The 21241-nt window shown below is 54.6% G+C and carries 20 protein-coding genes; 8 read left to right on the top strand and 12 right to left on the bottom strand.

Features of this window, described 5'->3' with window-relative positions:
- Positions 1 to 78: 78 nt before the first annotated feature.
- From RZS32_RS09135 to msrB, 7 genes are all read right to left on the bottom strand, one after another.
- On the bottom strand, positions 79 to 1074 hold the full coding sequence (locus RZS32_RS09135; RefSeq protein WP_317056675.1) for a GlxA family transcriptional regulator: 996 nt from the start codon (positions 1072 to 1074) through the stop codon (positions 79 to 81).
- A 63-nt stretch (positions 1075 to 1137) separates the two neighbouring features.
- Entirely contained in the window at positions 1138 to 3150 is a 2013-nt protein-coding gene (locus tag RZS32_RS09130) for a CocE/NonD family hydrolase (RefSeq protein ID WP_317056674.1), read from the bottom strand.
- Positions 3151 to 3218: 68 nt separating this feature from the next.
- Complete coding sequence (locus tag RZS32_RS09125) at positions 3219 to 4616, bottom strand: TRAP transporter large permease (protein WP_317056673.1); 1398 nt, start codon at positions 4614 to 4616, stop codon at positions 3219 to 3221.
- Positions 4616 to 5245 carry a TRAP transporter small permease subunit gene (locus RZS32_RS09120; RefSeq protein WP_338549405.1) on the bottom strand — a complete coding sequence of 210 codons (630 nt, stop codon included), beginning with the start codon at positions 5243 to 5245 and terminating at the stop codon, positions 4616 to 4618. The genes RZS32_RS09125 and RZS32_RS09120 overlap by 1 nt, the downstream gene beginning before the upstream one ends.
- 73 nt (positions 5246 to 5318) lie before the next feature.
- Positions 5319 to 6335 (bottom strand): C4-dicarboxylate TRAP transporter substrate-binding protein, encoded by a 1017-nt coding sequence (locus tag RZS32_RS09115; RefSeq protein WP_317056672.1) that lies wholly within the window; start codon positions 6333 to 6335, stop codon positions 5319 to 5321.
- A 169-nt stretch (positions 6336 to 6504) separates the two neighbouring features.
- Positions 6505 to 7014, bottom strand: a complete 510-nt coding sequence (gene msrA / locus RZS32_RS09110) for a peptide-methionine (S)-S-oxide reductase MsrA (RefSeq protein WP_317056671.1) — start codon at positions 7012 to 7014, stop codon at positions 6505 to 6507.
- Positions 7014 to 7457, bottom strand: a complete 444-nt coding sequence (gene msrB, locus RZS32_RS09105; protein ID WP_317056670.1) for a peptide-methionine (R)-S-oxide reductase MsrB — start codon at positions 7455 to 7457, stop codon at positions 7014 to 7016. The genes msrA and msrB overlap by 1 nt, the downstream gene beginning before the upstream one ends.
- Positions 7458 to 7649: 192 nt before the next feature.
- Here msrB and RZS32_RS09100 point away from each other — a divergent pair, with 192 nt between their 5' ends.
- Together RZS32_RS09100 and RZS32_RS09095 are read left to right on the top strand one after the other, a co-directional pair.
- Positions 7650 to 8252 carry a DMT family transporter gene (locus RZS32_RS09100; RefSeq protein ID WP_317056669.1) on the top strand — a complete coding sequence of 201 codons (603 nt, stop codon included), beginning with the start codon at positions 7650 to 7652 and terminating at the stop codon, positions 8250 to 8252.
- Positions 8171 to 8719 (top strand): DMT family transporter, encoded by a 549-nt coding sequence (locus RZS32_RS09095; protein WP_317056668.1) that lies wholly within the window; start codon positions 8171 to 8173, stop codon positions 8717 to 8719. Before RZS32_RS09100 ends, RZS32_RS09095 begins: the two co-directional genes overlap by 82 nt.
- A gap of 18 nt (positions 8720 to 8737) precedes the next feature.
- Here the strand turns inward: RZS32_RS09095 and RZS32_RS09090 are convergent, their stop codons facing one another.
- Both RZS32_RS09090 and RZS32_RS09085 read right to left on the bottom strand, forming a co-directional pair.
- Positions 8738 to 9448 (bottom strand): response regulator, encoded by a 711-nt coding sequence (locus RZS32_RS09090; protein ID WP_339106899.1) that lies wholly within the window; start codon positions 9446 to 9448, stop codon positions 8738 to 8740.
- A complete protein-coding gene (locus RZS32_RS09085; protein ID WP_317056666.1) occupies positions 9445 to 11685 on the bottom strand; it encodes an ATP-binding protein in 2241 nt (746 codons plus the stop codon). Before RZS32_RS09085 ends, RZS32_RS09090 begins: the two co-directional genes overlap by 4 nt.
- Before the next feature lie 262 nt (positions 11686 to 11947).
- Here RZS32_RS09085 and cysK point away from each other — a divergent pair, with 262 nt between their 5' ends.
- From cysK to RZS32_RS09055, 6 genes are all read left to right on the top strand, one after another.
- Positions 11948 to 13042, top strand: a complete 1095-nt coding sequence (gene cysK / locus RZS32_RS09080; protein ID WP_317056665.1) for a cysteine synthase A — start codon at positions 11948 to 11950, stop codon at positions 13040 to 13042.
- A 74-nt stretch (positions 13043 to 13116) separates the two neighbouring features.
- Entirely contained in the window at positions 13117 to 14532 is a 1416-nt protein-coding gene (locus RZS32_RS09075) for a pyridoxal phosphate-dependent decarboxylase family protein (RefSeq protein ID WP_317056664.1), read from the top strand.
- Between the two features lie 274 nt (positions 14533 to 14806).
- The gene (locus tag RZS32_RS09070; RefSeq protein ID WP_317056663.1) at positions 14807 to 14989 is read left to right on the top strand and encodes a hypothetical protein; all 183 of its coding nucleotides are present in this window, start codon (positions 14807 to 14809) and stop codon (positions 14987 to 14989) included.
- Between the two features lie 342 nt (positions 14990 to 15331).
- Positions 15332 to 15703, top strand: coding sequence for a group I truncated hemoglobin (locus RZS32_RS09065; RefSeq protein WP_317056662.1), 372 nt, complete (start codon positions 15332 to 15334; stop codon positions 15701 to 15703).
- The gene (locus RZS32_RS09060) at positions 15693 to 16709 is read left to right on the top strand and encodes an adenylate/guanylate cyclase domain-containing protein (protein WP_317056661.1); all 1017 of its coding nucleotides are present in this window, start codon (positions 15693 to 15695) and stop codon (positions 16707 to 16709) included. The genes RZS32_RS09065 and RZS32_RS09060 overlap by 11 nt, the downstream gene beginning before the upstream one ends.
- 12 nt (positions 16710 to 16721) lie before the next feature.
- Positions 16722 to 18188, top strand: a complete 1467-nt coding sequence (locus RZS32_RS09055) for an ATP-binding protein (RefSeq protein ID WP_317056660.1) — start codon at positions 16722 to 16724, stop codon at positions 18186 to 18188.
- Positions 18189 to 18317: 129 nt separating this feature from the next.
- Here the strand turns inward: RZS32_RS09055 and RZS32_RS09050 are convergent, their stop codons facing one another.
- The 3 genes from RZS32_RS09050 to RZS32_RS09040 form a co-directional block, all read right to left on the bottom strand.
- Positions 18318 to 20039 (bottom strand): ABC transporter substrate-binding protein, encoded by a 1722-nt coding sequence (locus RZS32_RS09050; RefSeq protein ID WP_317056659.1) that lies wholly within the window; start codon positions 20037 to 20039, stop codon positions 18318 to 18320.
- 79 nt (positions 20040 to 20118) lie between these two features.
- A complete protein-coding gene (locus RZS32_RS09045) occupies positions 20119 to 20391 on the bottom strand; it encodes a DUF2160 domain-containing protein (protein WP_317056658.1) in 273 nt (90 codons plus the stop codon).
- 2 nt (positions 20392 to 20393) lie between these two features.
- The gene (locus tag RZS32_RS09040; protein WP_317056657.1) at positions 20394 to 21239 is read right to left on the bottom strand and encodes a carbohydrate ABC transporter permease; all 846 of its coding nucleotides are present in this window, start codon (positions 21237 to 21239) and stop codon (positions 20394 to 20396) included.
- Between the last annotated feature and the right edge of the window lie 2 nt (positions 21240 to 21241).

Here is a 21241-nt window from a genome sequence, read left to right as displayed (position 1 = left end):
ATTCTGAACCTTAACAACATCAACTTATGCCATCTTGCTCGTCTGAAATTTAACTTTATTCGCCATAACACCCGTTTGTCATGCCTTGCGATGCATCGGCCAGGCGCGAAACTCAAACGGAACCCGACCTTCAATCCGATCTTTGAGCGGCGGCAGCCCGAATCGCGCTTTGTAGGCCCGGCTGAAATGGACTTGATTGGCAAAGCCAGAGGCAACGGCCACTTCAGACAAAGGCATCTCGGTTTGTGTGACCAATCCACGCGCACGATCAAGGCGAATATCACGGTAATACAGCTGCGGCGTCTTTTTCACATAGTCGCGAAACAACCGGTCCAGTTGTCGGTGCGAAATGCGCGCCTGTTGGCAGACCTCGGCAATCGAAAGCGGCGTCTCCAGGTTCTTTTCCATGATGGAAATCGCCCGCCGGACCGACCCGGGCGCCGTGTTTCCCAATGGTTCGACCGGTGCCGCATTTTGTGGGCTGCCCATAGGGCGTACGCTTTGATGCAGGATGTAGCGTGCCGCATCGTTGGCAAGCGCATCACCCTCCAACCCGCGCAGAATGTTAAGGGCAAAATCCGTCGATGCGCTCCCACCGGCACAGGTGAGACGATTGCCGTCAAAGACAAAGAGCTCTTCGCTGACCTCACACTCCGGATGAGTCTCGCCAAAGGCATCAATATGTTCGTAGTGAACCGTGGCGCGCTTATTGGTGAGCAATCCTGCCTCGGCAAGAATGAAAGCCCCTGTATCGAGTCCCGCCAAAGTGGCCCCCTGTCGCGCCCAGCGCCGCAAAGCGGATTGCAAGGCAGGCGTGCTGTGGCGTTCAGGTGTCCAACTGCTGGAGACGACCACCAAGTCGGCCCGGTCTTCTGGCAAGGCTCGTGTCGTCACCTCAATGCCATTGCTGGCCATACAAGGACCACCCGCCTCGGACGCGATCTGCCAACGGAAACGCACCTGCCCCTCCAGATAGTTCGCCGCGCGAAACGGATCGAGAAATCCCATTGTGGCCAGCACATTGAAATGCGGCGTCACGACAACAAGGATATTGAATTGCGTATCTTCGGGCATGAAACATGGCCAATCAGATCAAAAATCCGTCTGTCCATGTTGAACACGTTTACCGAAGCCCGCCTAGACCAGATCGCGGGGAATTTCCTCATCCCAGGTTTGACGGTATATCTCTTCCTCGCCAAAATACGCTTCTAGTTCACCTTTCAAAACGAAGTGCGTCTTTGTCGCGTGCATGCGTGTTCGGGTGCGTGTTGTCACTTGCCACGCGCCGCGCGACACCTCCTCTGTCCACGTCACGTCAAACGATGCGCTCAATGGATCATCCGGGTGAATGCGATAAATCTCTTCATGCGTGGATGCTGTGGTCCAACCATCATGATCGTTGTGACGCACCCGGCCCTCATCCACCTTGAGACGATAGGTGACCTCTCCGGTGATCAGATCAGTTTGGAACCCATTCTCAAATTCAGGATTGGAAAGCTGTTCTATATCAAGAGGCTCAGCGCCTTCTGGTGGTAGAAACTCTGGTAGTTCGGCATCCAGGTCTGAGGCGTGGCGCACTGGTAGTGCAACCGTACTTTGCCCCGTCACAATCTGCAGCGTGACCTTTTCGGGCATGGGCCAGATCACTGGCCAGTACGTCGTTGAAAGCGCGATACGCAGTTTGTGGCCAGCCGCAAACCTGTGCCCACAATCGTTCAGTTTGAGACCCACGCGATAGCGCTTGCCGGGGGTCAAAGGCGTAGGATGTTCATGATCATCGCGGTGCGTCAGATTGAGGACACCGTAGCTGACGCGTGTTGCGGCCCCATCAGGCATCACGTCACTCAGCACCGCAGCGATCATTGCCACAGGCTGATCACTTTCCAATTCTAGCTCAAGCTCCGGCGCACCGAGAATGCTAAAATCCACTTCCAGTACAGGAGTATCAAACACCAGCGACCCACCCGCTTCGGCGCGCTGATCCCCGGGACCGTCGGGATCGAGCCCAAAGGCACACCACCTGCCGCCAGCCATGCCGACTGTCTGAGGGGAACAGAGAGTCAATGCTTGGGCATTCTGTGCCACAGGCTCAAGACCCGTTGAGTTGAGGTGCCAAATCTCTTGCTTTACCTGTTGGCTCGGCCAGCTTTCGGTTGCAGCCCACCGTCCCGGACGATGGTCGTAAAACGTCTGTGGCGACACACCATCCTGCACCCAAGCGCGCAGAGCGGGTTCATCCATGATGCCGGTCTCAATGCCTTTCAGCCAATAGTCCCACCAGCGCAGGCATTCTTGCAAAAACCCAATCGCCGGACCCGGTTTGGCAAAATGCGGGTACTTGTGCGCCCACGGCCCTACAAGACCCTTACAAGGGCTGTCCAATCCTTCCATAAGGCGAAACACGGCGTTGGAATACCCATCTGCCCAACCACCAACAGCGTAGACCGCCGCCTTGATCTGCGAGAAATCCTCGCAGACCGAACCATGTTTCCAGAAGTCATCCCGGCGCTGATGCCGCAACCAGTCCGAAATCCAGAACCCACTGCCCCTAAGACGCTCCAACCAGATTTCTTGACACTTGTTACCGGCAACCAAAGGGTCTGGCGGGGTGGTGTTGAGCGAAAACATGTAGCTGGACCACCATGGGTTATCCATCATCAGGCAACCGCCCATATAGTGGATGTCATCCGCATAGCGATCATCGGTCGAACAAATGGATACTATGGCCTTGAGCGCTTCGGGCTGCCGTGCTGCCACTTGCAACCCGTTGAACCCGCCCCACGAAATGCCAATCATACCCACCGAGCCGCTGCACCACGGTTGCGAGGTTATCCAGTTGATCACCTCAAGCGCGTCATCCTGTTCCTGCTTGAGATACTCCCCCTCCATTACACCTTCACTGTCACCTGAGCCACGCATATCCACGCGGATCGCCGCATAGCCATGGCCTGCGAAATACGGATGGGTCAGCGCATCCCTCTCCGCAGTGCCATCACTGCGGCGGTAAGGCAGATATTCCAGGATAGCTGGAACCTGTTCCGTGCCTTTGGGTTTCCAGATTTTGGCAACCAGGCGCACGCCATCGGACATCTCGATAAATACCGGGTCCAGCACCTCAATCTCGTGAGGAAACTCAGTGATGGTTTTCATGATGCAAGCCTCCGACCCTTGGCGCTACTTTTCGCGTTTCAAAGCCGAAGTGCAATTCTCTTTGTGATCTATGCCAAACTCGGCAGCCAAAGCACGATGGCTGGAAAGGCCACGAGCAAGGCAATCGTGATGGCATCTGCGATGAAGAATGGCGTCACACCCTTGAACACATCCTGCACGCTCAGATCATCACGTACGCCCGCAACCACGAAACAGTTGAGGCCAATAGGAGGTGTGATGAGACAAAACTCCGCCATTTTGACAACTAGGATGCCGAACCAGATCGCGCACATCTCACCTGACATGCCAAAGGTGCTGTCAACGGCCAAAACATCCTCTCCACCATTGAGCGCCATAACCGCAGGATAAACCACGGGCAGCGTAAGCAAGAGCATGCCAATGGCATCCATGAACATGCCAAGAACCGCATAAGCCAAAAGGATGCAGACCAGAATGAGCCACGGTGACATTTCCAAAGCGGTCAGCCAATCTGAGAACGCGCCAGGCAAGTCGGCAAAACCGAGGAAGCGAACGTAGATCAGCACACCCCAGATGATCGAGAAGATCATGACAGTGAGCTTCGCTGTCTCAATGAGTGCAGACTTTAGCTCTCCCCAACCCATACCGCGATAGAGTGCCATGAGAAACACGATGAAAGCGCCCACGGCACCGCCTTCGGTTGGTGTGCCCCAGGCATCGCCGAAAGGGTTGTAGACAAAGAAGATGATAATCACGACCACAGCGACAATCGGCAAGGCCGGTGGCAGCGAGGCGAAACGCTCTCGCCATGTAAAACCGCTGACAGGCGGCCCAACCGATTTGAAAACCATGGCGATAGTGATGATCAAAATGGCATAGACAAACGCCGAGAAGACACCGGGGATGAAACCAGCCAGCAAAAGCTTTCCCACGTCCTGTTCGACGATCAATGCATAGATCACCAGAATTGCAGAAGGCGGAATAAGGCTAGCCAGGGTACCACCAGCAGCCACGACACCTGCTGCAAATTGCTTGTTGTAGCCGACTTTGAGCATCTCTGGGATCGCGATCCGCGCAAAAACCGCCGCCGTGGCGACGCTGGCCCCGGAGACCGCAGCGAATCCTGCAGTGGCGAACACTGTCGAGACCGCCAAGCCCCCCGGCACCCAGGCGATCCAACGTTTTGCTGCTTCGAAAAGAGCACGTGTCAACCCGGCGTAGTAGGCCAAATATCCAATAAGAATGAATGTCGGAATCAGGCTAAGCGCATGCGCCGATACCTTTGAATGCGGCACTTGTCCTGCCACCTTGACGCTTATTTCAACCGCCTTCCAGAACCGGGCGGGATCATAGTCAAAGCCATTCCAACGCAGCCAAATCAGCCCAAGGAAGCCAGCCAAACCCGCAGCAAACGCCACGCGCATGCCGAGAACAACCATGGCCAACATGCCGGCGGTGGTCCAAAGTCCGATTGTTATTGGGTCCATCAGTCGCGACCCTCCAACTGTTCTGCTTCCGCTGCAGCTTGTTCTGCCACTGTCATCTTGAGAGGCACTGCAACGGGCCGTTCCAACCCGAGCACCAGCGCGCGCGCGTATCCCCAAGCTTGCAAACATAAGCGCAGACACAGAACAGAAAACGCGACTGGGACAAGAAGTTTCGCAGGCCAAATCGGCAGGCCAATATCTATCGTGCTATCCCGGCTCCACAGCGGTTTGCTCATGTCAAAGCTGCGATCAAAGTGCGACCAACTCCCCCATACCAGCGCCACCATCAGGAGCAAGATCAACAGGATAGCGATCAATTCCAGCGCCCAGAGAATGCGGCCGTTGAGCTGACCAATCAGAATATCCATGCGAATATGCCCGCCTTCGCGCTGAACATAGGACACCCCCATGATCGCAATAAGCGGCATCAAAAGCTCAATCCAATCGACATAGCCGGGCAAAGGTGCGCCAAAAAACTCGCGCCCACTGACCGAATAGGCGGCAAGAAACATCAAGGAAAAGGCAGCAAGACCACTAAAGAGCGCGAACACACGTTCAAGCTGTAGCAAGCCCCGGTCCAGCCGACTGAGCAGGCTGGAATCTTGTAATACAGTGGATGCGCCGGCCATTGTCCCCTCCTGTATAGTGTTCAGGCCGAGGGACTCCCCGGCCTGATTTCTTGTGTTTGCTGGCTTTTTAGCTTCAGCTTCCGCTGCGGTGATCTTCGAGTGTCTTGATCACAAGATCGTAAAGTTCCTGACCTGGCAGGCCCTGGGATTCCATATCAGCAATCCACGCTTCCCGAATTGGATCAGCAGCCTTGGCCTTGAAAGCTTCAATTTCGCCGTCCGCGATTTCGACTTTCTGAACGCCTTTCTCTTCCAGTACGCTGTCCCACTTCTTGAGCAGTTCGCCGTAGTTCGCCAGGTAGTGATCCAACGCCTCTGACACCGAGCTGTCCAATGCAGCGCGGTGTTCATCCGACAAGCCTTCATAGGCGTCGATATTAACCACAACCGGGCAATTCACGGTGCCAGGGTTTAAGTTGGCGGTCCACCATTCGGCCTGATTAATTGTGCCAAAGCTCAGGTGGGCGTGCTGCGCGAACGCGACTGTGTCGACAACGCCAGATTCCATCGCCTGGTAGGCTTCGGTCGCCGTGACGGATGTTGGCACGCCACCAACAGCTTCAAAAGCTTTGCCAAGCCCGCCCGTTGCACGTACGCGCATACCTTCAAAATCTTTCAGCTCATCCCGCGGTTCGCCAGTGCCAACAATGTTGTATTGTGGCATAGGCGACGTCATCAGAAGCTTGGCATTCCACTGCGCCATTTCTTCCGCAGCAGCAGGATGACTATAGACAGCCGCCGAGACCGCCATTTCTTCTTCCAGATTGCTCACGCCCAAGAACGGCAGTTCCAGTACAGTAATCACACGGTTCTTGTCCCGGTGATACCCGGCACAAAACTGTGCCATTTCAAAGGCGCCAATCGAGATACCGTCAAGGTTTTCCTTGTTCTTCGAAAGTCCGCCATAGCTGATGTTCAGAGTAAACTCGCCATTGGTTTTTTCGCTGACCAATTCAGCCAGCTTTTCAACATGCTCGGTAAAGGCGCGGCGTTTACCCCAAAGGGATACATTCCATTCCGTCGCCAGGGCCTCTCCGGCAAAGGCAAATGACAGCGCGGCGGTGACGCCGGCTCCAAATAGTTTTTGCATTGTTTCTCTCCCTATCTTGTGCGGCAGATATTAGGGGGCTGAGCCGCGCAAGCAACAGGCGATTTTACATGGGCAATGTAAAGAAACTTAATCAACGCAAAGAAAAACCCAGTGCGCAGAAGCGGCACCGGGATCATTCAATCAGTTCTTTCGTTGACCAGCTTTCCGGCTATTCCGCTGCATCCCGCCTTGGCAATGTCCAATTTGGGCGCACGAAATGACAAGTGTATCCATTCGGAATGCGCTCAAGATAGTCTTGATGCTCTGGTTCCGCTTCCCAGAAGTCGCCAACTGGCTCAAGTTCCGTAACAACGCGTCCTGGCCAAAGCCCGCTGGCATTCACATCAGCAATCGTATCTTCGGCCACCGCTTTTTGTTCATCGTTCGCATAGTAAATCGCCGACCGATAGCTCATACCACGATCATTGCCTTGTCGGTTCGGCGTTGTTGGGTCGTGAATCTGAAAAAAGAACTCCAGCAACTGTCGAAAGCTGATCGTCTCGGGATCGAATATGATCTCGATGCCTTCGGCGTGCGTTCCATGGTTGCGATAGGTCGCATTGGGTACATCGCCGCCAGTGTAACCCACACGCGTTTTGTGAACTCCAGGCAACTTGCGAATGAGATCTTGCATGCCCCAAAAGCACCCGCCGGCTAATACTGCGCGTTCTTCTGTCATCACACGTCCTCCACTTGATCTAGGTAGGCACCATAACCCTCGGCCTCCATCTCGTCACGATGAATGAACCGCAATGACGCTGAATTGATGCAATAGCGAAGACCTCCGCGATCGCGCGGCCCGTCCGGAAACACATGCCCCAGATGGCTGTCGCCATGCGCACTGCGCACCTCGGTGCGCACCATGCCGTGCGTCGCATCATGGTGCTCGGTGACATGCGCCGTCTCGATTGGCTTCGTGAAACTGGGCCAACCGCATCCGGATTCGAACTTGTCAGAAGAGGCAAAGAGTGGCTCACCCGAAACGATATCGACATAGATACCGGGCTGTTTGTTGTCGTTATACTCCCCGGTGAAGGGGCGCTCTGTACCGTTCTGCTGCGTTACACGGAATTGCTCCTGCGTGAGTTTCGCCAATGCGGCGTCGCTTTTTTCATACTTCATCGCAGGCCCCTTTCCCTCATTGTTCACTAGGAAAATGGCATCAAAACCGCTGTTTGCAAGGGCAAGGGCAGTCCACCATCTGCTCTCGGTTACAAAAACGAAACAAATGAAACCCCAACACAGTTGACGCGACATAAGCCAGAAACGCGACACTCCTAGGTAGGCGGCATCGAATAAACCCGGAGCGGCACGATGCCTCGCAATGCCTTGAATAAATTGAATGACCTCTCTCCTGCCACCATCGGCATGGGCTTTGCTTGGGTGGGCGTGATGATCTATGCCGCGTCAAATTCCATCGCGACACTATTGGTTGACATTGGGTCGGCCAATCCAGTTGCCGGTGGGCGGAATGCCATCACGTTCACAAACTTATTGTTTCTGGGGTCGCTCATTTCGCTGGTTCCGATGATCGCATTTTTCCGAGGCGACTGGACCCGAACGAACTTGCGGGTGTTGTCACGCAAGGACTGGGGCTTTCTGACACTGTCCGCCTTTTTGTCCTCCGCCCTGACCCCCGGCCTGTTCTTCTTTGCATTGGAGCACTCCAACGTGACAAACGTTGTGTTGGTGAGCCGGATTGAACCACCGCTTTTTCTTTTGGCGGCCGCGATATTCTTGCGCGAACGCATCAACCCCAGAGCGTTTTCCGCAGGTTTGGTCGCCCTGATCGGTGCGACCCTGATGATCGGCTTGAGGGGGGCGGCGACACTAACGTGTTTAACATCGGCGAAATCGCAGCGGCTACGGCCACATTGTCCTACGTTGCGTCAGCAATCGTTGCGCGCCGTGTCCTGAAGAGGATTCCAATGGGCATATTCTCAATCTACCGCACGGCTGTTGGTGCTGCGATGTATTTTGCGCTTGTCTCAATTCTGCAAGGACCCGAGCAGTTTCAGGATCTCTTCTCACCAGTTTTGCTGGGTTGGATTTGGGTCTATGCAATTCCGGTGATCGTAATCGGACAACTCGCCTGGTTCTTCGCGCTGAAATACGCACGGGCCAGCGACTTGTCTCTGGCAACTTCTGTCTCACCCTTGGCTGGTATCGTCTTTGCAATGGTGCTGTTAGGAGAAAACCCCGGCATTGGATTTGTCCCTGGCGCCACATTGATCCTGGTCGCTGTTTGCATCGGCCAGATGCGTGACACGACATGGCAAGTACTGTTTGGCGCGGCTGTCGGCTCACTTAAAAACATACAACGCCGTATGGTTGCGGCATCAAGTCAAGTTGCTCTTGGCATCAAATGGCGCAGCCACGTGTGAAATAGAACACTGCTATTTCTATTTGGGATTGTAAATATACCCAATCCCCCGAACCGTTTTGATGATCTGCGGTTTCTGGGGGTTGGGCTCGATCTTGCGGCGCAAGCGGGAAATCCGAATATCAATGCTGCGGTCAAACGGGTCCCAGGACCGGTCATGCGCCTGCTCCAAAATCTGGTCACGATTCAAGACGCGACCTCTGTTGCGAGCAAACAGGCTGAGCAAGTTAAACTCCATTGCGGTTAACGCAACCTCTGCACCTTCGGGATCAATCAGCTTTGCCGCAGTAAGGTCGAGCGTGAATTCACCAAACGGTGCCGTCTTGGGCGCGTCCCCTTGAGCAGGTTCTTGAACCGCCTCAACCTTGCGCCGCAGCACGGCCTTGATGCGCGCCTCTAGCTCACGAAGGTCAACGGGTTTGGCCAGATAATCATCGGCGCCCATCTCCAGACCCACGATCTTATCTATCACTTCGCCCGCGGCGGTCAGCATAACAACTGGCACCTGATTGGATGTGCGCAGACTGCGCAAAGTGGTCAATCCATCCTCACCCGGCATGTTGATATCCAAGAGAATGAGATCCACCGAAGTTGTGTCGATCACATTGCGCAACTCATCGCTGTTACCAGCTGGAACAACATCAAAGCCCCGCTTGGTCAGATATTCGCGCAGCATATCGCGAACATCCGGTTCATCGTCACATACGAGAATTTTGGCGGTGGTCGTCATGCGTTACCCTGCTCCAACTTGTTCAGAATGTCCGATACGAACCCGCGAAGTTCTTTTGGCGAAACAGGCTTTTCAATATAAGGTCGCTGCGCCTCAACGAGAAATGTCTGCGAGTACCGTCCCATAGTGTCTCCTGTCACGAATCCGATACGCCGCACCATTTCCGGAAAATCCTGGGATATGGCTTCAAAGAATCCACGTCCATCAGTATCCGGCATGTTCAGGTCACTGAGAATGATATCATATGTCTGGTTGCGCAAGCTTTCGAGCGCTTGATCCGCCACATTGAACATATCAACAGTGTATCCGCCACGTATCAGAATTTCCGCGTTCAGCTCTGCGACATCTTCTTCGTCATCGACGATCAGAACGCGTATTTCGGAAGGTCGCGTATCCGATGGGTCTTTCTTGCCTGAGTGACGCTGAGTGGGGATGTCCTGAGGCAAGTATATCTGGAAACTCGCACCACCTTCAGGTGTTTCCCCAAGAACTATCCCTCCATCATGCGTTTTTACGATGCGGTGACACAAAGCAAGGCCAATGCCCGTACCCTCGCCCACATCCTTGGTCGTGAAGAACGGTTCAAAAATACGGCTACGTATGCTTACAGGTATGCCCGGTCCATCGTCTTCCACCCAAACCTCAACGCCGTCCTTGGCCGTGCTTAGGCCACTTCTAACCACAATTTTTGTGCCCTTGCCGCTTTTACTTATGGCCTGTTCGGCATTTAGAATGAGGTTAATGAAAACTTGTGTCATCTGGTCGGGATCAACCGCAACCAACGGCAGGTCCTTTGCCAAGTCACAGGTAATGTCTGGACCACCGCCTCCATCCCCATAACGCACAACATCAACTGCGGTTTGCACAATCTCATTTATATTTGTGCTCTGCTGTTTCGCGGGCTCCTGCCGCGCCATGGTCAGGAAGGTTTTCACAATTTTTGCGCACCGTTCCGCCGCATGGCTGATTTTATCAACTTGGCGAAGCGTTTCTGGATCGGTGCAATCCTCTTGCAGCATAAGCGAATGTCCGACCACGACGGACAATGGATTGTTCAACTCGTGCGCAACCCCTGCCAAAAGCTCGCCCATCGCGGACATTTTTTCATTCTGATAAAGTTGATTTTGCTGTTGTGCCAATTCCGCCTCGATCCGAAGCTGGTCTGTCAAGTCACGCGTATGCGAGACGATCACATCTTGCTCGTTGTAACGGATAAGTCGTGCCGACACCGAACCCGAGAACGTTGAGCCATCAGCTCTGACATATTCGGCTTTGAAATCGCGAATTGCTCTGTCCTGTTTCAACTTCTGAAGATAGGCGTCACGCGTTTTTGTATTTGCGTAAAAGGTCCGCGCATTGCGATCAGTTCCAAAGAGTGAGATGGTTTCTGGGCTGCTAAACAGCACTTCGCCTGTTTCAGCTTTGGTCATTTGAATGGGTGCCGGACACGCCTCCAGCACATGACGGATCATCTCTTCCTGCGCCTGGCGTTCACTCAAATCGACAACTGCTGAGACAACACAGGTCTCGCCTTCAAACTCAATAACGCGACCCCAGCAAGTGGCAGGAACCGTGGCACCGTCTGAAAGCCTGATCGTGAGGCGGTAGTCATCCAACGCCCCTGATTTTGTCAACGCGGCGATATATGTGTCGCGATCCTTCGGATCAGCATAATGCTTCAGCGCACATTCTGTATCGCCGTACATCTGAATTGCTCTGGGCGACCGATAGAGTATCTTACCGTCCGACATTTGCGCCATGACCACGGCAACCGGACTTGTCTCCAAAACCTTACGCAGCAACTGCGCCTGTTCCTGCGCCGCAAGTTCGGCTTTTTTGCGTTCGGTGATGTCCGTATTGGCAACCACAAAACCACCACGTTTCGTGGCGCTGAATTGGGCTTTGTAGAACGTTCCATCCGTCAGAGATACTTCCAAAGCCTGGCCAATCGGAACACCTTGGCCCAGCCGGTCTTCTAACCAATCTTCCGCACGGCCCAAGGCATCTTTGTACTGTCCTCTATCCGCACCCGCCCGCAACAGATCATCCCAACGCACACCTTGTACGATCAGGTCCGCAATCATTGGAAACATGTTGCGATACTGCTGATTGAAGGTCACGAGCCGATGGTCTGCATCATAAACGGCTATCCCTTCGGAAAGGGATTGAATCGCATCCCAAAGAAGATCTGCGGTTGGTAAGTGGTCCGTTGCGCCCGTTTGAGTCTCTGGTGTCATGTACACAAACCTATCCAGCGAATGTTTCAGCTCGTTTTCAATTCGCCTCTGTTTTGTTTCAATTGTAACAGCGAGCAAATACAGTCAAGGAAGTGAGCCTCCCTCAAGCGGCTGAAATTATTTGCATAATCTGTTTTTCAAGCTGCCTCTAAGTTGTTTCCCAACTGAAACACAAAACCGCTTTCACGGACATCAGACTGCAACATCGCACGCCCAAAACCTGTGACATCAACTCAGCAATCTATCCCCAAAGGACCGTCAGATGTCACAGATCAAATCTTCCATCCTCGAAACGATTGGCAATACGCCGATCGTCAAAATCAACAAACTCGGCCCCAAGGGCGTGGAGCTTTTCGTGAAGCTCGAAGCGTTCAATCCCATGGGATCGGTGAAAGACCGATTGGCCCTTGGCGTCATCGAAGCCGCCGAGCGCGATGGATCGCTGCGTCCGGGGCAAACCATCGTCGAGGCCACCAGCGGTAACACCGGTATTGGCCTGGCAATGGTCTGTGCCCAAAAGGGCTATCCGCTGGTAGTCACTATGGCAGAGAGCTTCAGCGTCGAACGCCGCAAACTCATGCGGTTTCTTGGTGCCAAAGTCGTCCTGACCCCCGCTGCGCAAAAGGGCAGCGGCATGGTGGCCAAGGCGCGAGAGCTGGCTGCAAAGCATGGCTGGTTCATGTCCCGGCAATTCGAAAACCCGGCCAATGTCGAGATCCATAGCCGCACCACAGCGCGGGAGATCCTAAGGGATTTCGGGAATGACGGTTTGGATTTTTGGGTCACGGGCTTTGGCACTGGCGGTACCTTAACGGGTGTGGCCCGCGTACTGCGCAACGAAAGCCCCGAGACGAAGATTGTAACGGCAGAACCTGCCACAGCTGCGCTGATGCAAAGCGGAGAGGTGCAGCCATTCAACCCTGATGGAAGTGCCGCGGAAAGCCATCCCGCCTTTAACCCACATCCGATGCAAGGCTGGTCGCCAGACTTTATTTCGGACATCGCACACCAATCGATGCAGAACGGCTTCATCGATCAGATGGTGTCTGTTGCCGGACCCGATGCAATTTCCATTGCCAAGGACCTGGCCCGTAAAGAAGGCATCTTCTGCGGCATCAGTGGGGGAGCGACCTTCGCGGCCGCCTTGCATGTCGCCAAGACAGCGCCGCAAGGTTCCAAGATCCTCGCAATGTTGCCGGACACCGGCGAACGCTACCTCTCAACCCCGCTTTTCGACGATGTCGCAATTGAGATGACGGATGAGGAACTCGCGCTTTCAGAATCGACACCCAGCGTCCGTTTTGACGTGCCCGCACCAGCAAAACCATCACCCGTCGCTGCTCTTGCAGGCAACTAAAACACCTGGCCGAAGGCAGATTTTCCTCCGGTCAAACCATGCCCGAAAACACAGAATCTCAAAGGAACCAAGCCATGCAACAGGTTCATGCCTTTCCCACACTCTCAGGCCCTCTGGCCACCGCATCAGCCTATGCCAATGGCTATCGCGAGACCAAAACAAACCTGCATCCCACGGCCACTTTGGCCGAATTGCGCAAATCCTTTGGTGGAGACCTTCCTGCCAAAGGGCAACCCGGCGAAGATGTCATCGCCGAGCTGATCCAAGCCACCGAGCCCGGTCTTGTTGGCAACACGCAAGCTGGGTTTCACGCCTGGGTTATGGGTGGGGCGAACATCACTGGCGTTGCGGCAGATTGGCTGACGTCAATCTGGGGGCAAAATGCAGGCATATATAAATGCTCCCCAGCGGCTGCCACAGCCGAAGAAGTTGCCTGCAATTGGCTTTTGGATGTCTTGGACTTGCCACGCGACGCCTCTGTTGGCTTGACTACAGGGGCCACCATGGCGGGTTTCATTGGGTTGGCCGCTGCGCGTGATGAGGTATTGCGCCGGGCGGGTTACGACCTGGCTGAGACAGGACTTCAATACGCCCCGCCTGTTCAGGTGTTCCTGTCCGCAGACACACATGTGTCAAACCGGGCCGCCCTGCGGTTCCTTGGTTTTGGACAACGCAACATTGTTGAAGTTCCAGCCGACGATCAAGGTCGTATGGATGTCACTGTACTTGGCCACAAACTGGCAAACAGCCGGGCACCAAAAATCATTCTGGCGACCGCTGGACATATTAACTCCGGCGCGTTCGATGACTTTCCCGCGCTTGCGGATTTGGCAAAGCTGCATGGCGCATGGTTGCATGTGGACGCGGCGTTTGGATTGTGGGCACGCGCAAATGTCACAACCCGCTTCATGACCCGCGGCATCGAACGCGCGGACAGTTGGTCAACGGATGGGCACAAATGGCTGCAAATGCCCTTTGATGCAGGCTTTGCCATTGTCCGTGATCGCGATGCTCATCGCCGCGCTATGGACATCACCGCCAGTTATCTCTCCGAGGCGCCGGACGGCGGACGCGATGCAACGCAATTCAATCCCGAGCTGTCTCGCCGCGCACGCGGGTTTTCTGCCTGGGCCACGTTCAAGTCGCTTGGCCGTGACGGGATCGCCGACATGGTTCACAATCATTGCGCCTGCGCCAGCCTTCTTGCGCATAAGCTGCGGCGAGTCCCCGGCATCCGCATTCTCAACGATGTGGTTTTGAACCAGCTCGTTGCGGTGTTTGATCCGGGGCAAGGTCAGGAGGCCGCCGACCGGGCCACCAAGCAAATGGAAAATGCGCTCAACGAAGATGGGCAACATTTCTTTCAAACGGCGCAGTGGCGCGGGCAACGTGTGTTGCGCATTTCAATCATCAATCAGCAAACAGGCCCCCGCCACATCTCTGCTCTGGCCCAAAAGATTGAAAAGCTCTGGAGTGATATCAGAGCCTAGAGCGGCCACCACTCACGCGTGCCGCTCCTGAACCCGTCGGGCCTTGCCTGGCGGGTTTTTTGGTCTTTTGAGAGGCTTCCAAACCCAAATCATACCCGTTTTGAAACACTTGAAACACCAAAGGCCATCGCGTGACCAAAAGCTGAAACATCAAAAGCTTAGAACAAGGATATTCCCGATGCAGGGACGTCGACCCTCCCTTCGGCGAGCTCGCATCACCCCAACCGCAAACGCCCGTGAGGGCCGCATCTTAAGACCAATAAGGAACATGACAATGCATACCTTCGCAGAACACACAACCCTGCCCATGTCGATGGATCAGCGCAACCTTGTCTCACTCGTCACCCGGATCAAATCCGCGGCCAAGGCCACACACAAGAGAGGTCGAGAAAAGGTCACACGCATGGTCAGCCTGCCCAAAATCCAGCCCTCCAACCGCGATGGCTGGATCGTGTAGACAACTTGAAAGGAAACCATAATGGCCCGCTTTCGCAACTCTAACCGCCACGCTGCCCATGAGATGGCATACGTTCATTCCACCGACACGCGTCACCGCAGAACACCTTTGGTCGAGACAAGCTTGTTTGCAAAACTTGGGTACGATCACGCAATGATCTGAACGCGTGGCACGGATATGAAAAACCGACACAACCTCTTTGTCTGAGAGTGGGTCAATCGCTTTCAGACAAAGAGCCTCATCATTCCCAGAGGGTCGATATTGACCGGTGCGAACAATCCTGCATTAATCCACCACGTCTGACCCCAAACTTCACTTCGTCAGATAGGACTTGGAAGATTTATGGAAAAATCTCTTTTTGACAAATATGGCGGCTTTTCTACCGTCAGCAAAATTGTCCTGACACTCTATGATCGTTTGCTGGAAGACGATGATGTCGGGCCGTTTTTCGATGACGTCGATCTCTCACGTCTGATTGATCACCAAACAAAATTCGTGTCTTCCCTAATGGGCGGTCCTGCATCCTTTAGTGATGATCATATCGAACGCGCCCATCGCGGCATGCAGATAGAGGATCATCAGTTTGACCGACTGAAGGAAATCGTCGCGGAAGTTCTCACCGATTTTGACGTTGAAGGTCCTGATATTGCGACGATTGTTGGTGCGTTTGAGGCACGGCGCAACATCCTGATCGAGAAACCAGATGTCAATTGAGGCCATCAACGAGCAGCTTCTGCGTGCCATTGGCGTTGGTGTGGCTTTGGTCGACCTTGAAAACCTGTCGTTTCCGTTCCGCAACGACACTTTCAATGAGTGGTTCGGCGAACCAGACCCGTCTACAAAACTGAGCGATTTGTTTCCTGATCTTGACGCTCAAACGCTTAGGGCAGACATGCACAGCGGCGGTCGGATGACGACCGAAGCGTCGTTTAAGTTGCGCCGGCGCACCATGACGGTCGCGCTGGAATTCAATCTGGCGCAAAATGCCAGCGAAAATATCGCGGTGCTTGTCTGTCAGAACATCACGCGGATCAAGGAACTGGAGTCCATGATTGATTCCTATTCCATGATGGTGGAACGCAACACACACGAGATCAAACGTGAGAAAGAGCAGGTCGAAAAACTCCTGCTCAATATGATGCCACGAGCTGCTTATGAGGAATACAAAACCTTCGGTGTTGTCTCACCACGATTGTTCGATCCCGTCTCTGTTCTTGCGCTTGATTTCATTGGCTTCGATGAACAGCTTGCGCAGCACGAACCCGGTGTGATCGTCAGCGAACTCAACGACATCTACAGCGCATTTGACCGCATAGGCGCACAGTTTTCCTGCCAACGTATCCGGACAAACGGAGACAGCTATGTTGCTGTATCGGGCGTACCCGACCCGAACCAGGATCATGCCATGGCCGTCGCCAATTCTTGTGTGCGCTTCCTGCGCTACCTCGTGCGGCGCAACGAGTCTCATCCGATCCAGTGGACCGCGCGCATCGGAGTGGCCTCCGGTTCGGTGATTGGATCGGTTGTCGGCAGTCAGAACTACATCTACGACGTCTTTGGTCCGACAGTCGGCGCCGCGCTGCATCATCGGTCAATCGCGGATGACATGACCATCGCGACAGACACGGCCTTCGCTGACAGTGTTACCGAAAAATTTGGAGCTGAAGCATCCAAAGACGGTACGCATGTTCTGATGCGCGACCTGGCGGAAAACGCCTAGAGGGCGTGCTTTATGGCATTTGACCCTCAAAACACACCAGCAAAAGTCACTGCAAAAGCGCTTTATGAAATCCTAGAGAAACTTGATCAGGGCATTGCGGTGTTCGACGCCGATGGCACTCTAACTCTGGCCAATAGCAGCTTTCGAAAAATGTACCCTGACCTCGCTGATTTGCTGCGACCTGAATTGCCTTGGACCATCTTTCTGCGCGAAGCGCTTAGCAACGGGGCAATGCCTGTTCCAGTGGCGAAACGACTGGACGAAATTGAATCTTCGCTCGACTACAATAGACCATCCGCCGATCCTGTTCTGATGCCTTCAGCGGGAGGTCTTTCCTATGCTTTGACCATGGCAGCGACCTCCGATGGGGGATTTTCGCTCACCCAATCCAACATCCGGGATCAATCCAAGGAAATCGATGCCGCGCGTGAGGCCGAAACCCTTTTGCGCAAAGTTCTCGAGGCATGCCCCACCAGTCTTACCATGTCACGGGTCACAGATGGGCAAGTGATTTACCGCTCCCCTGCCGCAACAGAGCTATTGGGCTCTGCCAAAAGCAGCTTCTCACATTTTGCACAGCCCGAAGAGCGCGCCGATTTCGTCACGGCTCTTTTGCCGGATGCGCGCGTGGACAACATGCGTGTAACCGGTATCCGGGCAAGTGGAGAGCATTTCCCCGCAGATCTCTCAGCGCGACTTATAGACTATCGCGGCGAGGACGTGATCGTCAGCAACATCGAAGACTTGACCAAGGAACTGGCTGTCCAGGCCGAACTTGACCGCCAAAGAGATCAGTTGTTCCAGGCTGAGAAGCTTTCCGCCTTAGGCGAGCTTCTGGCGGGCATTGCGCATGAGCTGAACAACCCGCTCTCTATTATCGCAGGGAATGCAGAGATCCTGCACGAAGAGCTGGAAAACTCGCCACAGGAACGACGCGTGGAAAAGCTCTCGCAGGCGGCACAAAGGTGCATTCGGATCGTTCGGTCGTTCTTGTCGCTTGCACGCGAGGAGCCTCTTGACCTCAAGCCACTCCGGATTTCTGAACTTGTCTCAAATGCTGTTGAGGCGGCGACGCAAGAAGCCGAAAGAGCCAACGTCATCTTGGAAGTAGATGGCTCACAGCCGTGCTCAGAGGTCATAGCCGACGAGGTGCAACTCACACAGGTTCTCATCAATCTATTGACCAATGGCGTCCATGCGGTCCGTGACTCGGGTGTTGGCGATCAGGTTTCCATCGGCTGGACATGTAATGGCAATACGCTATGCCTTCGCGTCGCAGACAATGGTCCCGGCGTCCCAGATGACCTCAAAAGTCGCATCTTCGACCCGCTGTTCACAACCAAACAGGCGGGCAAAGGCACCGGCGTGGGCTTGGCCTATTGCCATCGGATCATCACGGCGCACAAAGGGCAGATTCATCTAGAGAACGACAAGGCCCAAGGAGCGGCTTTTGTGTTTGAGTTGCCTTTGGCGCGCTGAGGTCTACTGCTGTGATCAAAAAATGAGCGGCCTCTGAACCGCTCAGGTTGACACTAAGAAGTCGTCAGGAAGATAGGCGCACGGGGCGCGCAACAACACACGCGCCCCGCACTTGGGAGAAGCCTGGACTTACTGCCAGGACTTGATCAACTCGTCATAAGAAACGGTCTTGGGCTCTTCGTCCTCATTCTCGAGCTTCGCATAAGGCGCACCTGGCTGATCAAACCAATACTGCGCATCCTGCGGCTCGTTCATGACCGGACCGAGATCGCCTTGAACCCCAGCGCGCTCCAGGCGTTCAAGCACACGTTCCTGGTCTGCACAAAGTGAGTCCAAAGCCTCTTGAGGTGTCTTGGCACCGGACATGGCGTCGCCAATGTTCTGCCACCACAGCTGCGCCAGCTTCGGATAGTCAGGAACGTTGGTGCCTGTCGGCGACCACTGCACCCGCGCAGGTGAGCGGTAGAACTCGATCAGACCACCGAGCTTGTCGGCGCGTTGCGTGAAGTGATCGGAGTTGATGGTACTCTCACGAATGAACGTCAGGCCCACATCCGCTTTCTTGAGGTCCACTGTCTTGGACACAACGAACTGCGCATAGAGCCACGCGGCCTTTGCACGATCCACCGGAGTAGACTGCATCAGCGTCCAGGACCCTGCGTCCTGATAGCCGATCTTCTGACCGTCTTTCCAGTAAACGCCATGCGGTGAGGGGGCCATGCGCCACTTGGGTGTCCCGTCTTCATTCATCACAGGAAGATCGGGCTCAACAGTTGCAGCGGTAAAGGCCGTGTACCAGAACATCTGCTGCGCAACATTGCCCTGCGCCGGGATTGGACCCGCCTCAGAGAAAGTCATGCCAGCCGCCGCAGGTGGCGAGTATTTCTGCAGCCATTCAATCGCTTTGGTCACCGCATAAACCGCTGCCGGTCCGTTGGTCGCCCCACCACGCGCCACACAGGAACCTGTTGGCTGACTGTTCTCATTGACACGAATGCCCCATTCATCAACCGGAAGGCCATTGGGTTCACCCACGTCGCCCATACCGGCCATGGACATCCACGCATCGGTGTAACGCCAGCCAAGGCTTGGGTCTTTCTTGCCGTAGTCCATGTTTCCAAAGACTTCGCCTTCGACACCCAGATGGCTCAGGTCACGCCCGGTGAAGAATTCAGCAATGTCCTCATAAGCCGTCCAGTTGACAGGCACGCCGAGGTCATAGCCATAGGCCTCTTTGAAGTCGGCCTTGTTCTTCTCATCATTGAACCAGTCATAGCGGAACCAGTAGAGGTTCGCGAATTGCTGGTCTGGCAGCTGATAAAGTTTACCATCCGGTCCGGTGGTAAAGGACGTGCCAATAAAGTCATCCACATCCAGCGTCGGCAGGGTCACATCAGCACCTTCGCCCGCCATCCAGTCGGTCAGGTTGCGCACCTGCTGATAGCGCCAGTGCGTGCCGATGAGGTCCGAGTCGTTGATGTAGGCGTCGTAGATATTCTCGCCCGACTGCATCTGCGTTTGCAGCTTCTCGACCACATCACCTTCACCAATCAGGTCATGAGTAACCTTGATGCCGGTAATGGCTGTGAACGCAGGCGCCAGAACCTGACTTTCATATTCATGCGTCGTGATGGTCTCCGAGACGACCTTGATCTCCATGCCTTCAAACGGCTTGGCCGCATCGACAAAGAACTGCATCTCTGCCTCTTGCCCTGCGCGGTCAAGCACCGAAAGACCGGCGATTTCGTTGTCGAGAAACTCCATCGCCTCTTCCATCCCGGCCCAGGCCGTGCTGCCCAGAAGGGCAAGACCGGCCGCCAGCGCGGTGGTTGATTTCAATCTAAAGTTCATTGTTTCCTCCCATTGGTTATTCGAACTTTGGTTATGTAAGGCGACCCTATTTAGGGGAAGGCCACCGGCGTTTTGTCGATCAAACCCATCGGAACACCGCAAAGGCATAGATCGCACAGACGACTAAAGCATAAGGCTGAGACAGCCCCACAAGGCCCAGCCAGGCCAGGTTGATAAAGGCCGAGCCCAGAAGCGTGATGAAAAGCCGGTCGCCCCGTGTGGTTTCGATCCGAAGGATACCCACCCGTGGGGTTTCGGGATACTTGATCGCAAGGATCGTGAAAGTGATCAGAAGGGCCGCGATAACACCAAAGAAAGCGGCGGTGGGCCATGTCCATGCCATCCAGGCCATTTTCACACCCTCCCCAGGGCAAAGCCCTTGGCGATGTAGTTTCGAACAAAGTAGATCACCAAAGCCCCCGGCACGATGGTCAGAACCCCGGCCGCCGCAAGCACACCCCAGTCAATGCCAGCAGCACCCTGAGTGCGGGTCATGATGGCGGCGATGGGCTTGGCGTCCACGGTTGTCAGTGTCCGGCTGAGCAGCAGCTCAACCCAACTAAACATAAAGCAGAAGAACGCAGCCACACCGATGCCCGAGGCAATCAGCGGCATGAATATCTTCACAAAGAAACGCGGGAAGGAATACCCGTCGATATAGGCCGTCTCGTCAATCTCCTTGGGCACACCGCGCATGAAGCCCTCAAGAATCCAGACCGCGAGAGGCACGTTGAAGAGGCAATGCGCCAGCGCCACAGCGATGTGGGTGTCGAAGAGACCCACGCTTGAATAGAGCTGAAAGAACGGCAGCGCAAACACCGCCGGCGGCGCCATACGGTTCGTCAAAAGCCAGAAGAAGAGATGCTTGTCACCCATAAAGCTATAGCGCGAGAACGCATAGGCGGCAGGCAAGGCCACAGCGATGGAAATCACCGTGTTGATCACCACGTAGATCAACGAATTGATATAGCCGGAGTACCACGCCGGATCGGTCAGGATCGTCTTGTAATTGTCGAGCGTTGGATTGTCCGGCCAAAGCGTGAAGGTGTTCAGGATCTCCGTATTGGTCTTCAGGCTCATATTAAGCAGCCAATAGATCGGCAGCATGAGGAAGATCAGGTAAAGCCCCATCACCACGGCCCGCGAATTGATGGCCGGGATCGAAGAAGACCGTGTTTGAGGTGCTGTTGCGTCAGACATCG

Origin of the sequence: Roseovarius sp. W115 (genome assembly GCF_032842945.2) — a bacterium.
Lineage (GTDB): Bacteria > Pseudomonadota > Alphaproteobacteria > Rhodobacterales > Rhodobacteraceae > Roseovarius > Roseovarius rhodophyticola.
This window is presented reverse-complemented; position numbering and strand designations above follow the sequence as displayed.

Excerpts from the sequence above, each read along its gene's own strand:
- RZS32_RS09085 (WP_317056666.1), bottom strand. The coding sequence starts at position 11,685 with ATGACACCAGAGACTCAAACGGGCGCAACGGACCACTTACCAACCGCA.
- RZS32_RS09065 (WP_317056662.1), top strand. The coding sequence starts at position 15,332 with ATGGAAAAATCTCTTTTTGACAAATATGGCGGCTTTTCTACCGTCAGC.
- msrB (WP_317056670.1), bottom strand. The coding sequence starts at position 7,457 with ATGAAGTATGAAAAAAGCGACGCCGCATTGGCGAAACTCACGCAGGAG.
- RZS32_RS09075 (WP_317056664.1), top strand. The coding sequence starts at position 13,117 with ATGCAACAGGTTCATGCCTTTCCCACACTCTCAGGCCCTCTGGCCACC.
- cysK (WP_317056665.1), top strand. The coding sequence starts at position 11,948 with ATGTCACAGATCAAATCTTCCATCCTCGAAACGATTGGCAATACGCCG.
- RZS32_RS09070 (WP_317056663.1), top strand. The coding sequence starts at position 14,807 with ATGCATACCTTCGCAGAACACACAACCCTGCCCATGTCGATGGATCAG.
- RZS32_RS09135 (WP_317056675.1), bottom strand. The coding sequence starts at position 1,074 with ATGCCCGAAGATACGCAATTCAATATCCTTGTTGTCGTGACGCCGCAT.
- RZS32_RS09100 (WP_317056669.1), top strand. The coding sequence starts at position 7,650 with ATGCCTCGCAATGCCTTGAATAAATTGAATGACCTCTCTCCTGCCACC.
- RZS32_RS09060 (WP_317056661.1), top strand. The coding sequence starts at position 15,693 with ATGTCAATTGAGGCCATCAACGAGCAGCTTCTGCGTGCCATTGGCGTT.
- RZS32_RS09090 (WP_339106899.1), bottom strand. The coding sequence starts at position 9,448 with ATGACGACCACCGCCAAAATTCTCGTATGTGACGATGAACCGGATGTT.
- RZS32_RS09120 (WP_338549405.1), bottom strand. The coding sequence starts at position 5,245 with ATGGCCGGCGCATCCACTGTATTACAAGATTCCAGCCTGCTCAGTCGG.
- RZS32_RS09130 (WP_317056674.1), bottom strand. The coding sequence starts at position 3,150 with ATGAAAACCATCACTGAGTTTCCTCACGAGATTGAGGTGCTGGACCCG.
- RZS32_RS09050 (WP_317056659.1), bottom strand. The coding sequence starts at position 20,039 with ATGAACTTTAGATTGAAATCAACCACCGCGCTGGCGGCCGGTCTTGCC.
- RZS32_RS09055 (WP_317056660.1), top strand. The coding sequence starts at position 16,722 with ATGGCATTTGACCCTCAAAACACACCAGCAAAAGTCACTGCAAAAGCG.
- RZS32_RS09040 (WP_317056657.1), bottom strand. The coding sequence starts at position 21,239 with ATGTCTGACGCAACAGCACCTCAAACACGGTCTTCTTCGATCCCGGCC.
- RZS32_RS09045 (WP_317056658.1), bottom strand. The coding sequence starts at position 20,391 with ATGGCCTGGATGGCATGGACATGGCCCACCGCCGCTTTCTTTGGTGTT.
- RZS32_RS09115 (WP_317056672.1), bottom strand. The coding sequence starts at position 6,335 with ATGCAAAAACTATTTGGAGCCGGCGTCACCGCCGCGCTGTCATTTGCC.
- RZS32_RS09125 (WP_317056673.1), bottom strand. The coding sequence starts at position 4,616 with ATGGACCCAATAACAATCGGACTTTGGACCACCGCCGGCATGTTGGCC.
- msrA (WP_317056671.1), bottom strand. The coding sequence starts at position 7,014 with ATGACAGAAGAACGCGCAGTATTAGCCGGCGGGTGCTTTTGGGGCATG.